We start from the raw sequence: 15,529 nt of genomic DNA, 5'->3' as shown, positions 1-15,529 counted from the left end.
CAGTGAAAGTGGCCATCAGTCTATCTTTCTATCACATACCCAAATTTTTAAAGAACGATCTAATCAAAAGACTAGAAATCAATATTCAACTCGAATATTCATTTCTAAACTCTCAAACTTTCGAAGCAGTTTATGGTGGAGCCAAGCGGGATCGAACCGCTGACCTCCTGCGTGCAAGGCAGGCGCTCTCCCAGCTGAGCTATGGCCCCATAACAAAATTGGTGGGTCTGGGCAGATTCGAACTGCCGACCTCACCCTTATCAGGGGTGCGCTCTAACCAACTGAGCTACAGACCCAATTTCGAGCTTGTAACTGCTAGCTGTGAGCTATCAGCTTGGAGCTTAAAGCTGCTTCTATCGTCTTCTTCAATGAATCAAGCAATTCGTGTGGGAACTTATGGAGCAACTGATGTCGTCGATTAAGGAGGTGATCCAGCCGCAGGTTCCCCTACGGCTACCTTGTTACGACTTCACCCCAGTCATGAATCACACCGTGGTAACCGTCCTCCCGAAGGTTAGACTAGCTACTTCTGGTGCAACCCACTCCCATGGTGTGACGGGCGGTGTGTACAAGGCCCGGGAACGTATTCACCGCGACATTCTGATTCGCGATTACTAGCGATTCCGACTTCACGCAGTCGAGTTGCAGACTGCGATCCGGACTACGATCGGTTTTATGGGATTAGCTCCACCTCGCGGCTTGGCAACCCTTTGTACCGACCATTGTAGCACGTGTGTAGCCCAGGCCGTAAGGGCCATGATGACTTGACGTCATCCCCACCTTCCTCCGGTTTGTCACCGGCAGTCTCCTTAGAGTGCCCACCATAACGTGCTGGTAACTAAGGACAAGGGTTGCGCTCGTTACGGGACTTAACCCAACATCTCACGACACGAGCTGACGACAGCCATGCAGCACCTGTCTCAATGTTCCCGAAGGCACCAATCCATCTCTGGAAAGTTCATTGGATGTCAAGGCCTGGTAAGGTTCTTCGCGTTGCTTCGAATTAAACCACATGCTCCACCGCTTGTGCGGGCCCCCGTCAATTCATTTGAGTTTTAACCTTGCGGCCGTACTCCCCAGGCGGTCAACTTAATGCGTTAGCTGCGCCACTAAGAGCTCAAGGCTCCCAACGGCTAGTTGACATCGTTTACGGCGTGGACTACCAGGGTATCTAATCCTGTTTGCTCCCCACGCTTTCGCACCTCAGTGTCAGTATCAGTCCAGGTGGTCGCCTTCGCCACTGGTGTTCCTTCCTATATCTACGCATTTCACCGCTACACAGGAAATTCCACCACCCTCTACCATACTCTAGCTCGCCAGTTTTGGATGCAGTTCCCAGGTTGAGCCCGGGGATTTCACATCCAACTTAACGAACCACCTACGCGCGCTTTACGCCCAGTAATTCCGATTAACGCTTGCACCCTCTGTATTACCGCGGCTGCTGGCACAGAGTTAGCCGGTGCTTATTCTGTCGGTAACGTCAAAATTGCAGAGTATTAATCTACAACCCTTCCTCCCAACTTAAAGTGCTTTACAATCCGAAGACCTTCTTCACACACGCGGCATGGCTGGATCAGGCTTTCGCCCATTGTCCAATATTCCCCACTGCTGCCTCCCGTAGGAGTCTGGACCGTGTCTCAGTTCCAGTGTGACTGATCATCCTCTCAGACCAGTTACGGATCGTCGCCTTGGTGAGCCATTACCTCACCAACTAGCTAATCCGACCTAGGCTCATCTGATAGCGCAAGGCCCGAAGGTCCCCTGCTTTCTCCCGTAGGACGTATGCGGTATTAGCGTTCCTTTCGAAACGTTGTCCCCCACTACCAGGCAGATTCCTAGGCATTACTCACCCGTCCGCCGCTGAATTCAGGAGCAAGCTCCCTTCATCCGCTCGACTTGCATGTGTTAGGCCTGCCGCCAGCGTTCAATCTGAGCCATGATCAAACTCTTCAGTTCAAACATCTTTGGGTTTTTAAGAAACCCTAAACTTGGCTCAGCAATCGTTGGTTACATCTTTGATTTCTCGCGGAGTAACTTGTGATGCTGATAATCTTGTTGACTATCAGTCTGACTCCACAAGCACCCACACGAATTGCTTGATTCAGTTGTTAAAGAGCGGTTGGTTAAGATCTTTCGTCTCAACCGAGGCGCGCATTCTACAGCAGCCTCATTTGCTGTCAAGTGATTATTTTCAGAAGTTTTCGAAGATTTCCTCAACAACTTCAACCACTTGCGCTTCCGATCTCTCGTTAGCGGGAGGCGAATTTTACAGCGTTACACGCTGCTGTCAACACCTCTTTTTCTCCGCTTTCGACCGAGAAGATCGAACCGTTGAAAGCGCCAGAAAAACCGGCATTTCCAACTCTTTCCAAGCTTCGATGAACTGAAGCGATCCACTATCGAAACCTACTTAACTCATTGAATCTCAAGGAGTTTTCCGTTTCGACTGCGCCGGAAGTGGGGCGAATTATAGAGACTCAGAATCTGCCGTCAACCCTTAATTTCGGCTTTCTTTCAATAACTTGCAGATAGGCCAAAAAACATCCAACTCCCTCTATATAGAAGAAGGATTCAATATCCCTTCTATATAGAGAGAACTCTCAGAGCACTCCATCCTCTTTCATCGCAGCCACTGCACCCGCTCCCAGCCCCAGCACCCGCTGCAAAACCTCCAAGGTATGCTCCCCCAACAAAGGAGGCGCACGGCGATACTCGACAGGAGTCCGCGACAACCGAATCGGGCTAGCCACCTGCGGCACCATCCCCGCCAGCGCGTGAGGCAGCTCAATCGCCAACCCGCGCGATTTCACCTGCGGATCCTCGAACACCTGCGACAGATCATTGATCGGCCCACACGGCACACCCGCCTGCTCCAGCTGAGCCACCCACTCTGCAGTCGTCTTGAAGACTGTCGCCTGACGGATCAGCGGAATCAGCACAGTCCGATTCGCCACCCGCAGCTTATTAGTCGCGAAACGCGGATCGTCTGCCCACTGAGGTTGCCCCGCCACTTCGGCAAATTTTCGGAACTGCCCGTCATTACCCACCGTGAGAATGAAGTCACCGTCAGCCGTAGGAAAATCCTGATACGGCACGATGTTCGGATGCGCATTCCCCAGCCGCTTTGGCGCAGTGCCCGTCGTCAGATAGTTCATCGCCTGGTTGGCCAGGCATGCGACCTGAACATCCAGCAGCGCCATATCGATATGCTGCCCGCCGCCATCGTGATCACGATGAGCCAGCGCCGCCAGAATCGCTACGGTCGAATACAGCCCCGTCAGGATATCCGTGAGCGCCACGCCCACCTTCACCGGCCCCGCACCCTCATCACCCTCAGGCCGCCCGGTCAGGCTCATCAGTCCGCCGAGGCCCTGGATCATGAAGTCATAACCCGCACGCTTGGCATACGGTCCGGTTTGACCGAAGCCGGTGATCGAGCAATAGATCAGATCCGGATTGATTGCCTTCAGCGACTCGTAATCCAGGCCATAAGCCGCCAGACCACCCACCTTGAAGTTCTCGATCAGGATGTCGGACTTGGCTGCCAGATCGCGAACCAGCTTCTGACCTTCGGGACGCGTGAAGTCGATCGTCACCGATTGCTTGTTACGATTGGCCGACAGGTAATACGCCGCCTCGCTGGTGTTCTCGCCATAAGCGTCCTTCAGGAATGGCGGCCCCCAGGCCCGAGTATCGTCACCATTACCCGGGCGCTCGACCTTGATCACTTCCGCCCCAAGATCGGCAAGAATTTGCCCGGCCCATGGGCCGGCCAGCACTCGCGATAAATCCAGTACCCGCAGATGCGACAGCGCGCCCATGGTCGTTCTCCTATTAATAGAACGCCTGCAGGCCGGTCTGCGCACGACCGAGGATCAACGCGTGAACGTCGTGCGTACCTTCATAGGTATTCACCACTTCCAGGTTGACCAGGTGACGGGCCACACCGAACTCATCAGAGATCCCGTTGCCGCCCAACATGTCACGCGCCATGCGGGCGATCTCGAGAGACTTGCCGCAAGAGTTGCGCTTCATGATCGAAGTGATTTCAACCGCAGCAGTGCCTTCGTCCTTCATGCGACCCAGACGCAGACAGCCTTGCAGTGCCAAAGTGATCTCGGTCTGCATGTCAGCCAGCTTTTTCTGGATCAACTGAGTGGCAGCCAACGGACGGCCGAACTGCTGACGATCCAGGGTGTACTGGCGAGCGGTGTGCCAGCAGAACTCGGCCGCGCCCAGCGCACCCCAGGAAATGCCATAACGTGCGGAGTTGAGGCAGGTGAACGGACCTTTCAGACCACGTACATCCGGGAAGATGTTCTCTTCCGGCACGAACACGTTGTCCATGACGATTTCGCCGGTGATCGAAGCCCGCAGGCCAACCTTGCCGTGAATCGCCGGAGCACTCAGGCCTTTCCAGCCCTTCTCAAGAACGAAGCCGCGAATATCGCCAGCATCATCTTTGGCCCACACCACGAACACATCGGCGATCGGGCTGTTGGTGATCCACATCTTGGCGCCGGTCAGGCTGTAGCCGCCGTCGACTTTGCGTGCACGCGTAATCATCGCGCCCGGGTCGGAACCGTGATTTGGCTCGGTCAGACCGAAGCAACCGATCCACTCGCCGGAAGCCAGTTTCGGCAAGTACTTCTGCTTCTGTGCTTCGGTGCCGAACTCGTTGATCGGCACCATCACCAGCGAAGACTGCACACTCATCATCGAACGGTAGCCGGAGTCGACACGCTCGACTTCACGGGCAATCAGGCCATAGCTGACGTAGTTGAGGCCGCTGCCACCGTACTGCTCGGGGATGGTCGCGCCCAACAGGCCGACCTCACCCATTTCACGGAAGATCGCCGGATCGGTCTTCTCATGGCGGAAGGCTTCAAGAACACGTGGAGCGAGGCTCTGCTGGGCGAATTGCTCGGCAGTGTCGCGGATCATGCGTTCTTCTTCAGTCAGCTGTTGATCCAGCAGCAGGGGATCGATCCAGTTGAAGCTAGCTTTACCGCCCATGAGTGAGTCCTCGCAAATCGGGTGAATTAACGTGGCATTGATCCTAGGCTCGCTTCGCTGTCCCGGCAAACGAGGATTTCGCATCCTGTTGTGCTAATTTCTCACTCCGAAACGTCGCGAAATGCCGATTAAGCGATGTATTAGTGAGGTTGACGTACATGCGTCGCAAGATCCCCAGCACCACCGCCCTGATCAGCTTCGAGGCCGCTGCCCGTCACGAGAGCTTTACCAGGGCCGCCGAAGAACTTTCCCTCACCCAGGGCGCCATTTGTCGACAGATCGCCAGCCTTGAAGATTTCCTCAGCGTCGAACTTTTCCGGCGCTCGCGTCGCGGAGTGAAGCTGACGGAAGCGGGGCTTTCATACAGCCGTCGGGTAGCGACCCAGCTCGATGCCGTAGAACGCGACACCCTGTCGGTGATGGGTCAGCAAGGCACCAATGTGATTGAGCTCGCCGTGGTGCCCACGTTCGGCACGCAATGGCTGTTGCCAAGACTGAAGGACTTCCAGCTCAAGCACCCGGAGGTGACGGTCAACCTGACCAACCGCACGCGCCCGTTCCTGTTTGCCGACACTGACTTCGATGCCGCCATCTACTTTGGAGATGCCGATTGGTCCGGTACCGAATCCCACAGGCTGATGGGCGAAAATCCGATGCCGGTATGCAGTCCCGCCCTGCTCGGCAACAAGACGCATCTGACACCCGATGAGATCGCCGATCTGCCGCTGCTCCAGCAAACCACCCGTCCCTACGCCTGGCGACAGTGGTTCAACTCGCAACACCTGAACATCCCACGCGACATGACAGGTCCGCGCTACGAACTATTCTCCATGCTGGCTCAGGCGGCCATGCACGACATGGGCATCGCGCTAATCCCACCGTTCCTGATTCAGCGCGAACTGGCCGAAAATCGCCTGGTGATTGCCAACCCGAACGCACTCTCCAGCATCAAGGCGTATTACCTGATGATTCCGGAGCGAAAGGTCGAATCGGCGTCACTCAAGGCTTTTCGCGATTGGCTGGTGAACCAGGCACACAGCTACAACCCAGAAGGATAAAGGGCTCCAGCAATTACTAACCTCGTAGTCAGGAAAATCAAAGCCCTACAGATATAACTATTTGTCGCAAATAGACAGACTGTATCCGAAAGTCGTACAGACGTCCCACAAGCGCCTGCCGACGTGGCTTTGCGCCCTCATTCGCGACGCATTGCGGCCTATTCACGTCACCGATGAGAAAATTCTTCAAATTCATCCAGACTCCTTGAAAGGCACGGCCTGCAAGGGATTCAACTGGCCATCTGCGACATTCGGTCACGGGATGACTTGTAGTTAATTTTCCGTCACCCGTCATAATCCCTTGAAGGGCATAAACTTCGCCTGCAAAATGCCGCGCCCCGCCCTGATTTGGCGGGATCGTGCTGATCGGCCGCCCCAGTCGCACCATCCGTAGTGCATGGGTTTACTCAATAAGATCACGCAGGAGATTTGACGTGCACATTGGTGTTCCTCTCGAAACCCAGACCGGTGAAACACGGGTTGCTGCAACCCCGGAAACCATTAAAAAGCTGATCAGCCAAGGTCATAAGGTCACTGTGCAAACCGGCGCCGGCGTTAAAGCCAGCGTTGTCGACAGTGCCTATGAAGCGGCAGGCGCAACCATTGGCAGTGCCAATGACGCGTTTGGCGCCGAGCTGATTCTCAAAGTGGTCGCGCCAAGCGATGCCGAACTGACGCTGATCAAGCGCGGAACGGTGCTGGTGGGCATGCTCAACCCGTTCAACAACGACACCATCGCGAAGATGGCCGAGTGCGGGATTACCGCGTTCGCCCTGGAAGCGGCGCCACGCACCTCCCGGGCCCAGAGTCTCGACGTGTTGTCGTCCCAGGCGAACATTGCCGGCTATAAAGCCGTGCTGCTGGCTGCTCACTACTATCCGCGCTTCATGCCGATGCTGATGACGGCTGCGGGCACCGTGAAAGCGGCGCGCGTGCTGATTCTGGGGGCTGGTGTGGCCGGGTTGCAGGCGATTGCCACGGCGAAACGTCTGGGTGCCGTCATCGAAGCGTCCGACGTACGTCCGGCCGTGAAGGAACAGATCGAATCCCTCGGCGCCAAGTTCGTCGACGTGCCTTACGAGACCGATGAAGAACGCGAATGCGCGGTCGGCGTCGGCGGTTACGCACGCCCGATGCCGGCGAGCTGGATGCAGCGTCAGGCCCAGGCCGTGCACGAGCGCGCCAAGCAGGCTGACATCGTCATCACCACCGCACTGATCCCGGGCCGCAAAGCACCGACGCTGCTGAGTGCGGACACCGTCGCGCAGATGAAACCCGGCTCGGTGGTCATCGACCTCGCGGCAGCCCAGGGTGGCAACTGCCCGCTGACCGTGGCCGATCAGGTCGTAATCGAGAACGGCGTGACCATCGTCGGCCCGACCAATCTGGCCGGTGAAGTCGCCGCAGACGCCTCGGCGCTGTACGCACGCAACCTGCTGGACTTCCTGAAGCTGGTCTTCACCAAAGAAGGCCAGTTCGAAGTGAACCTCGAAGACGACATCGTCGCCGCGTGCCTGATGTGCCGCGACGGCCAAGTCATTCGCAAAAACGCCTAAGCAGGGATTCAGACGATGGAAGAGCTTATCTCCCCCGGTATCTACAACCTGATCATCTTCGTGCTGGCGATTTATGTCGGTTATCACGTGGTCTGGAACGTTACACCCGCGCTGCACACGCCTTTGATGGCAGTGACCAACGCCATTTCGGCGATCGTGATCGTCGGCGCCATGCTCGCCGCCGCCCTGACTGTCACCCCGCTGGGCAAGACCATGGGAACCCTCGCCGTGGCACTTGCCGCGGTCAACGTGTTCGGTGGCTTCCTGGTCACCCGCCGCATGCTTGAGATGTTCAAGAAGAAAGCCCCGAAAGCAAAAGAAGAGGCGCCTAAGTAATGAGCATGAACCTCGTCACGACGCTCTACCTGATCGCGTCGATCTGCTTTATCCAGGCCCTCAAAGGCCTGTCGCACCCGACCACATCGCGCCGCGGCAACCTGTTCGGAATGCTCGGCATGGCACTGGCAATCATCACCACGGTCGGCCTCATCTATAAGCTGGGCGCTGAGCTGGCAACTGCTGGCATCGGTTACGTGATCATCGGCCTGCTGATCGGCGGCACCGCCGGTTCGATCATGGCCAAGCGCGTTGAAATGACCAAGATGCCGGAGCTGGTTGCGTTCATGCACAGCATGATCGGCCTGGCAGCGGTGTTCATCGCCATTGCGGCGGTGGTCGAGCCGCAGTCGCTGGGCATCGTCAAGCAACTGGGCGACTCGATCCCGGCGGGTAACCGCCTGGAGCTGTTCCTCGGCGCGGCCATCGGTGCAATTACCTTCTCCGGTTCGGTGATCGCCTTCGGCAAGCTGTCGGGCAAGTACAAGTTCCGTCTGTTCCAGGGTGCACCGGTACAGTTCAGCGGTCAGCACAAGCTGAACGCGGTACTGGGTCTGGCTACGCTGATCCTCGGTGTCACCTTCATGCTGACCGGCAACCTCGCCGCGTTCGCGCTGATGCTGGCCCTGGCGTTCGTCATGGGCGTGCTGATCATCATCCCGATCGGCGGCGCCGACATGCCGGTGGTGGTGTCGATGCTCAACAGCTATTCCGGCTGGGCGGCGGCGGGTATCGGCTTCTCGCTGAACAACTCGATGCTGATCATTGCCGGTTCCCTGGTGGGTTCGAGCGGTGCGATCCTCTCGTACATCATGTGCAAGGCGATGAACCGTTCCTTCTTTAATGTCCTGCTCGGCGGTTTTGGCAATACAGCAGACGCCGGTCCTGCCGGTGAGAAGGAAGCCCGTCCGGTGAAATCCGGTTCGGCTGACGACGCGACGTTCCTGCTGACCAACGCCGACACCGTGATCATCGTTCCGGGTTACGGCCTGGCGGTGGCCCGTGCACAGCACGCATTGAAAGAGCTGACCGAGAAGCTGACCCACCATGGCGTGACCGTGAAATACGCGATCCACCCGGTGGCCGGTCGGATGCCTGGCCACATGAACGTACTGCTGGCCGAGGCCGAAGTGCCGTACGACCAGGTGTTCGAGATGGAAGACATCAACTCCGAGTTCGGTCAGGCCGACGTGGTGCTGGTGCTCGGCGCCAACGACGTGGTGAACCCGGCCGCCAAGAACGATCCGAAATCGCCGATTGCCGGCATGCCGATCCTCGAAGCGTTCAAGGCCAAGACCATCATCGTCAACAAGCGCTCGATGGCCAGCGGCTATGCCGGTCTGGACAACGAACTGTTCTACCTGGACAAGACCATGATGGTGTTCGGTGACGCGAAAAAAGTCATCGAAGACATGGTCAAAGCGGTCGAGTAACCCTCGCCGGCAACACCGAACGCCCCGACTTGTCGGGGCGTTTTTGTTTGCGCAAAACGTCGGACAATTTGCCGCGTTGTTGCAGATCCGGTAACGGTGTTTTACTTGAAACCCGCTAAATAGACGCCTCGTTTGCGACCTTGGTAGCGGGACAGGCGCTCGCGAAATTCACTAGACTGCGCATCCTGCTACTCGCTGCCCGAGAAAATAATCCATGTACCGTGACCGTATTCGCCTGCCTTCGTTGTTGGATAAAGTGATGAGCGCCGCCGACGCCGCTGCGCTGATTGAGGACGGCATGACCGTCGGCATGAGCGGCTTCACCCGCGCCGGCGAAGCCAAGGCCGTGCCCCATGCGCTGGCCGAGCGAGCCAAGGTCACGCCGCTGAAGATCAGCCTGATGACCGGCGCCAGTCTGGGCAACGACCTCGACAAGCAACTGACCGAGGCTGGCGTGCTGTCCCGGCGCATGCCGTTTCAGGTCGACAGCACCTTGCGCAAGGCAATCAACGCCGGCGAAGTGATGTTCATCGACCAGCACCTGTCGGAAACTGTCGAGCAATTGCGCAACCAGCAACTGAAGCTGCCGGACATCGCCGTCATCGAAGCCGTGGCCATCACCGAACAGGGCCACATCGTGCCGACCACTTCGGTGGGCAACTCGGCGAGCTTCGCGATCTTCGCCAAACACGTGATCGTCGAGATCAACCTGGCGCACAACGCCAACCTCGAAGGTCTGCACGACATCTATATTCCGACCTACCGCCCGACCCGCACGCCGATCCCGCTGGTAAAGGTCGACGACCGCATCGGCAGCACCGCGATCCCGATCCCGCCGGAGAAGATTGTCGCCATCGTCATCACCCAGCAGTCGGACTCGCCGTCCACCGTGTCGTCGCCGGATGTCGATACCAAAGCCATCGCCGATCACCTGATCACTTTCCTCAAGCAGGAAGTCGACGCCGGGCGCATGACCAACAAGCTCGGCCCGTTGCAGGCCGGGATCGGCAACATTGCCAACGCGGTGATGTGCGGGCTGATCGATTCGCCGTTCGAAGACCTGACCATGTATTCCGAAGTGCTGCAGGACTCGACCTTCGACCTGATCGACGCCGGCAAGCTGAGCTTTGCCTCGGGCAGCTCGATCACCCTGTCGGAGCGGCGCAACAGCGACGTGTTCGGCAATCTGGAGAAGTACAAAGACAAGCTGGTGTTGCGCCCGCAGGAAATCTCCAACCACCCGGAAGTGGTGCGGCGTCTGGGCATCATCGGCATCAACACGGCCCTTGAGTTCGACATCTATGGCAACGTCAACTCGACCCACGTCTGCGGCACGCGGATGATGAACGGCATCGGTGGCTCGGGCGACTTCGCTCGCAACGCACACCTGGCGGTGTTCGTGACCAAGTCGATCGCCAAGGGCGGCGCGATTTCCAGCGTGGTGCCGATGGTCAGCCACGTCGACCATACCGAGCATGACGTCGACATCCTGGTGACCGAGGTGGGCCTGGCCGACCTGCGCGGCCTGGCGCCACGGGAACGCGCCCGGGTGATCATCGACAACTGTGTGCATCCGGACTTCCGCCAGGCGCTGAACGACTACTTCGACAAAGCCTGCGCGATCGGCGGCCACACCCCGCACATTCTGCGTGACGCCCTGAGCTGGCACATCAATCTGGAAGAAACCGGACGCATGCTGGCAGTGTAATCCGCACAGATTTTCCGCTGGCGCAAACACATTTCGCCAGCGGGATTTTGAAAACCACTGCAATCGTCAAAAACTGTACTGCTGTACCGGTCATTTCCTACAGCTTTTACCTACTCACATCATCGAAATGGGTCAAAATGCACCAAATAAGCGCAGACAGGTACAGTTTGCGCAATTTTGACCCGTACACCCCCTATAAACAGTTAACTGGTCACTCACAATACAGGTGAACTGTATCTAGAGAGTCTGGCCAAACGAGAGGATCATGGGCACCAGTTAAACCACTACCTAATCCCGCCACAAGCGGAAGGATGTCAACCATGGAACGTACACTCAGTTCCGAACTGTTCTTCGAAGACAAAGCTGCAAAAACCCAGGCTTCCCTGCCTCTGCGCGTTATCGCCAACCTGATGTTGTGGCAGCGCCGCATCTCCAGCCGCCACCAACTGGCTCGTCTGGATTCGCGTCTGCTGGCTGATGCCGGTATCAGCGAAGCACAACGCTACGAAGAGCTGAGCAAGCCGTTCTGGCGCTAATCAGCGTCGCTGGCTCTGGTCGCTAGACCCACCGCCAGCAACCCGAATTGAATAAACAAGACCCGTCGCGGGAAACCGCGACGGGTCTTGTCGTTTGTGGCCTGAGAAAACCGAGTAGCCACCCTCGATCATCGGACAGGTACAGTTCTCATACTTAAATTCAAGACAGGTACAGTTACGAGAAATCGGTTCAGGCCAGCATCCTGACCACTGTGCGAAGTTGCAACGGAAGCCTAAGCTCCATTCAGAACGTGGCGAATGCTGTGTAACTGGCGTCTGACCTCCAGACACCGAGCCACCTCTCAATACGGTTTATCCACAGGAGTTCCCCCATGTCCCGTCTTCGTCTTCTTAGCGCCGCCGCCCTGCTGGCCGTCGCTGCAAACGCCAGCGCCAGCAGCTTCATCGTGACCACCGACGCCGTGGTTGGCGCGCTCAAGTCTTCTTCAGATGCCACCTCCGACGTTACGTCGTCCTTCCGTGACGACAAGATCGTGCTCGCTGCCCGTGACGACGCTGCCAGCTTCGTGGCCAGCGAAGGTGAAATCCGTGGCGTGAAACTGGAGAGCGCACTGGATCACATCCGTCATCAGGCTCCGCAACTGAACGCGACCGACGCACAGCTGGCCCAGGCCATTCTGACGATCTAAGCGACAGGGGCATCGCGGGACACGCCGGTCGTGTCCCGATGTTTCGGCGCTGGCTCTAGTCGGGGCATTGCGCTAGCCTTGGGACTCGCCAACAGTTGCCGAGTCCCATGCGTTTTCTTTCAAATCTGCTTATCCCTTCTTTACTGCTCACCGCCTGCTGGATTCCTCTGGCAGACGCCTTCGATGTGTCCACACAGAACACCGTCGTCAGCGTCTGGGCCACGGGCATGGTTTCTTCCGCACCGTTCGACCGTAAACTGATCATCGCCGCGCACGACGATGCCGCAGCGTTCGTTGCCAGTGACGGCCAGATGCGCGGCGCACAGCTCGAATCTGCGCTGCATTACCTGCGCAAGAGCCGGCCAAAACTTCATGTCAGTGACCTTGAACTGGCACAGGCAATTCTCGTCCAATAGTCATCCCTGTCCTTTCGGAGTCGTTCCATGCGTAGCCCGCTGATTGCTGCCGCCCTTGGCCTGCTGTTGTTGGCCGATATGGCCCAGGCGCACACCCTGGTAGCCACCAGTAACATCATCGTCCGCGCCTCCCAGCGCACCATCGATTTCACCTCCGACACCACTACGTCGATTCGCGATTCGAAAATCATCCGCGAAGCCCATGACGACGCTGCCAGTTTCGTGGCCAGCGACGGTGATATCCGTGGTGCAAACCTGGAAGCGGCCTTCAAGACCTTGCGCACCCGCGTGCCGGAAGCCCGCGACGCCAGTGATCAGGTACTCGCCGAAGCCATCCTCGCACTGTGAGGTCACTCGGCGCCTGGCTGCTGGCCGGGGCGTTGTTGCTGCTTGGCAACAGCGCCCACGCCGGCCTGCAATTGCGGCTCAAGACCGATGGCTTGAGCCCCGCCCAACAACAGGCCAGCCAGGCGCTGCTCGATGAAGCCATGCAGGCATTGCCGCCGAGCTTCATCGAACGCCTGGATCGGCGCATCGATGTCGGCTGGACCGACGACATGCCCGGCAACGCCTATGGTCAGGCGACGCTCGTCTCCGAACTGGACCTGAACCGCAAACTGCTCGCCAGCCTCACCGACGGCAGTGCGGCGAAGGAAAAAACCAATCGCCCCCACGGCACCGTTCGCCGAGAACTGCTGGCCACGGTGCTGCACGAAATCACCCACATTTACGATCGCGCGCGCTTGTGGCCGGCGGCCGAACGCACGCTGATCCAGCGCTGCACCCGGCGCAACAACAGCGCCGGGCTGATCGGCATTCCCGATGAGTGCCGCGGCCAGAACGGTCGGCGCTTCACCCTCAGCGATGATCCACGCCTGCTCGACCTCGCCGGCTGGCAACAATACGTTGGCCGTCGTGGCGAACGTGAACAGCACAACCGGCAGATTGCCCGCAGCCCCGACCTCTACGAAATCTCCAGCCCGAAGGAGTTTGTCGCGGTCAACATGGAGTACTTTCTCCTCGACCCGAGCTACGCCTGCCGGCGCCCGGCGCTGTATCGCTATTACCAGGAACACTTCGGCTGGGCACCGCCAGCAAAGGATGAATGCGCCAAAACCTTCGCTTTCCTCAATGCCGGCAACGACTTTGCCAAACAGCCTCTGGGCCAGGTCGATCCGGAGCGGGTGTACGCGGTGGATTACCTGTTGGCCGAAGCCAACCAGAACTGGGTCAGCCGTTGGGGCCACAGCATGTTGCGTCTGGTGATCTGCGCACCGGGCCGGCCACGCGGGCCGGACTGCCGACTGGATCTGGATCAGCATCTGGTGTTGTCGTACCGCGCTTTCGTCGGCGACGTGCAGCTGTCGAGCTGGGACGGGCTGGTCGGCAAGTACCCTTCGCGCCTGTTCGTGCTGCCGCTGGCGCAGGTGATCGACGAATACACCAAGACCGAACTGCGCAGCCTGGCTTCAGTGCCGCTGAACCTCTCGCGCAGCGAAATCGAGGGCGTAGTCGAACACGCTGCCGAAATGCACTGGAGCTACGACGGCAATTACTTCTTCCTCTCCAACAATTGCGCGGTGGAAGGCCTGAAGCTGTTGCGCAGCGGCAGCAACAACGCCCGGCTCACCGGCCTCGACAGCATCATGCCCAACGGTTTGCTGGAAGTGCTGAAGGGGCGAGGCCTGGCCGACACCAGCGTGCTCGATGATCCGAAAGAGGCGCTGCGCCTGGGTTATCGCTTTGACTCGTTCCGTGACCGTTATCAGGCGATGTTCGATGTGTTGAAGAAGCAATTGCCGATCAAGCAGACAACCGTTGAAGAATGGCTTTCGCTGTCTGCCGAGGAGCGTCGCCCCTGGTTCGAACGGGCTGACCTGCGCACCAGCGCCGCGCTGTTGTTGCTGGAGCAAGCCAGTTTCCGCCGCCAACTGTTGCTCGCTCAGGATGAGGTCAAGCAACGCTACCTCGGCGCCCGTGAGCTGGAGAACGGAGGCATGGACAAGGCCAACGCCACCTTGCAGCAGATTCTCGCCAACAGCGGCTTCCTCAGCCGACCGGCAGAATTGCTCGACTCCCGAGGTTATGGCCTGCCGCAACCTAGCGAATTCAGCCGACTGGAAGCAGAAAGCAGCCAGCGCCAGAAACAATTGCTGGCGCTGACCGGCGATCTGGATAAGGAAGTGCGCGCGCTGCTGGAGCCCAAACGAGCAGCCGAGATTGCGGCCAGCGAGGCCAACGTAAAGCAGATCGGCGAACATCTGCGCAAACTGCACAAAGCCTCGGGCGGATTGGAGTTGCCCTGAACAACAGCCCTGAAAACAAAAGACCACAGCCCGTAAAGGCTGCGGTCTTTTTTATTACCTGACGATCAGTACAGAACGCCATCCAACACTTCGTAAACAACCCCGCTACCCACCGCGATCAGCACGATGTCACCGCCGGCACGACGCCATTCATAACCCGGGTAATAAGGCAGACGACTCAACGCCCGGTTATCCAGGCGCTCGCCGTAATAGCCATGGGGCAGCGGCCGGCCACGTACCAGGTGGATGCCTGGAGGTGGCGGCGCACCGCGAACGAAGTAGCCATGATTGTCGCGGATCACCTGACGCACCGGGCCGAAGTCCCGAGGCGGCGGGCCGCCGCGATGGTTGCTTTGCCAATCAGGGTGATCACCACCGCGATTGTCGTAGTGGCCCTGTTGCGGGCCGCCGTGGTCGTGATCGTCGCGCGGATCGGCGCTGGCCAGCAGCGGCGTCGCGCTGATCATCAGCACGCCCAGACTGGCAATCAGACGTTTCGGCATTTTCATCGGGT

13 protein-coding genes, 2 tRNA genes and 1 rRNA gene are annotated in these 15,529 nt (G+C 58.3%); 10 read left to right on the top strand and 6 right to left on the bottom strand.

Features of this window, described 5'->3' with window-relative positions; genetic code table 11:
- Positions 1-133: 133 nt before the first annotated feature.
- From PDR5_RS00615 to PDR5_RS00595, 5 genes are all read right to left on the bottom strand, one after another.
- Positions 134-209: transfer RNA gene (locus PDR5_RS00615), tRNA-Ala, on the bottom strand.
- Between the two features lie 10 nt (positions 210-219).
- Positions 220-296: transfer RNA gene (locus PDR5_RS00610), tRNA-Ile, on the bottom strand.
- 123 nt (positions 297-419) lie between these two features.
- Positions 420-1,956, bottom strand: a 16S ribosomal RNA gene (locus PDR5_RS00605).
- Positions 1,957-2,600: 644 nt separating this feature from the next.
- Positions 2,601-3,821 carry a CaiB/BaiF CoA transferase family protein gene (locus tag PDR5_RS00600; protein WP_064592558.1) on the bottom strand — a complete coding sequence of 407 codons (1,221 nt, stop codon included), beginning with the start codon at positions 3,819-3,821 and terminating at the stop codon, positions 2,601-2,603.
- A gap of 13 nt (positions 3,822-3,834) precedes the next feature.
- Positions 3,835-5,016 (bottom strand): acyl-CoA dehydrogenase, encoded by a 1,182-nt coding sequence (locus tag PDR5_RS00595; RefSeq protein ID WP_011331834.1) that lies wholly within the window; start codon positions 5,014-5,016, stop codon positions 3,835-3,837.
- A 158-nt stretch (positions 5,017-5,174) separates the two neighbouring features.
- On the opposite strand from PDR5_RS00595, the gene PDR5_RS00590 reads away from it, so the two are divergent.
- From PDR5_RS00590 to PDR5_RS00545, 10 genes are all read left to right on the top strand, one after another.
- Positions 5,175-6,074, top strand: a complete 900-nt coding sequence (locus PDR5_RS00590; protein WP_064592556.1) for a LysR family transcriptional regulator — start codon at positions 5,175-5,177, stop codon at positions 6,072-6,074.
- A 434-nt stretch (positions 6,075-6,508) separates the two neighbouring features.
- Entirely contained in the window at positions 6,509-7,630 is a 1,122-nt protein-coding gene (locus PDR5_RS00585; protein WP_011331831.1) for a Re/Si-specific NAD(P)(+) transhydrogenase subunit alpha, read from the top strand.
- A gap of 15 nt (positions 7,631-7,645) precedes the next feature.
- The gene (locus tag PDR5_RS00580) at positions 7,646-7,966 is read left to right on the top strand and encodes an NAD(P) transhydrogenase subunit alpha (RefSeq protein ID WP_003220416.1); all 321 of its coding nucleotides are present in this window, start codon (positions 7,646-7,648) and stop codon (positions 7,964-7,966) included.
- Positions 7,966-9,399, top strand: coding sequence for an NAD(P)(+) transhydrogenase (Re/Si-specific) subunit beta (locus tag PDR5_RS00575; RefSeq protein WP_064592554.1), 1,434 nt, complete (start codon positions 7,966-7,968; stop codon positions 9,397-9,399). Before PDR5_RS00580 ends, PDR5_RS00575 begins: the two co-directional genes overlap by 1 nt.
- Before the next feature lie 214 nt (positions 9,400-9,613).
- A complete protein-coding gene (locus tag PDR5_RS00570; protein WP_064592552.1) occupies positions 9,614-11,107 on the top strand; it encodes an acetyl-CoA hydrolase/transferase family protein in 1,494 nt (497 codons plus the stop codon).
- A gap of 320 nt (positions 11,108-11,427) precedes the next feature.
- Complete coding sequence (locus PDR5_RS00565) at positions 11,428-11,643, top strand: DUF1127 domain-containing protein (RefSeq protein WP_003220409.1); 216 nt, start codon at positions 11,428-11,430, stop codon at positions 11,641-11,643.
- Between the two features lie 332 nt (positions 11,644-11,975).
- Positions 11,976-12,293: a DUF2388 domain-containing protein gene (locus PDR5_RS00560; protein ID WP_064592550.1), complete on the top strand. Its 318-nt coding sequence runs from the start codon at positions 11,976-11,978 to the stop codon at positions 12,291-12,293.
- 107 nt (positions 12,294-12,400) lie between these two features.
- Complete coding sequence (locus PDR5_RS00555) at positions 12,401-12,709, top strand: DUF2388 domain-containing protein (RefSeq protein ID WP_064592548.1); 309 nt, start codon at positions 12,401-12,403, stop codon at positions 12,707-12,709.
- Between the two features lie 27 nt (positions 12,710-12,736).
- The gene (locus PDR5_RS00550; RefSeq protein WP_039764795.1) at positions 12,737-13,057 is read left to right on the top strand and encodes a DUF2388 domain-containing protein; all 321 of its coding nucleotides are present in this window, start codon (positions 12,737-12,739) and stop codon (positions 13,055-13,057) included.
- Positions 13,054-15,015 carry a DUF7844 domain-containing protein gene (locus tag PDR5_RS00545; RefSeq protein WP_064592546.1) on the top strand — a complete coding sequence of 654 codons (1,962 nt, stop codon included), beginning with the start codon at positions 13,054-13,056 and terminating at the stop codon, positions 15,013-15,015. Before PDR5_RS00550 ends, PDR5_RS00545 begins: the two co-directional genes overlap by 4 nt.
- A gap of 65 nt (positions 15,016-15,080) precedes the next feature.
- Here the strand turns inward: PDR5_RS00545 and PDR5_RS00540 are convergent, their stop codons facing one another.
- Positions 15,081-15,524: an anti-virulence regulator CigR family protein gene (locus PDR5_RS00540; RefSeq protein ID WP_064592544.1), complete on the bottom strand. Its 444-nt coding sequence runs from the start codon at positions 15,522-15,524 to the stop codon at positions 15,081-15,083.
- Positions 15,525-15,529 lie beyond the last annotated feature (5 nt).

It is taken from the genome of Pseudomonas sp. DR 5-09, from assembly GCF_001655595.1.
In the GTDB taxonomy this organism is placed as follows: Bacteria; Pseudomonadota; Gammaproteobacteria; order Pseudomonadales; family Pseudomonadaceae; genus Aquipseudomonas; species Aquipseudomonas pharyngis.
Note: the sequence above shows the minus strand (reverse complement) of the source record. Positions and strands in the feature narration are given on the sequence as shown.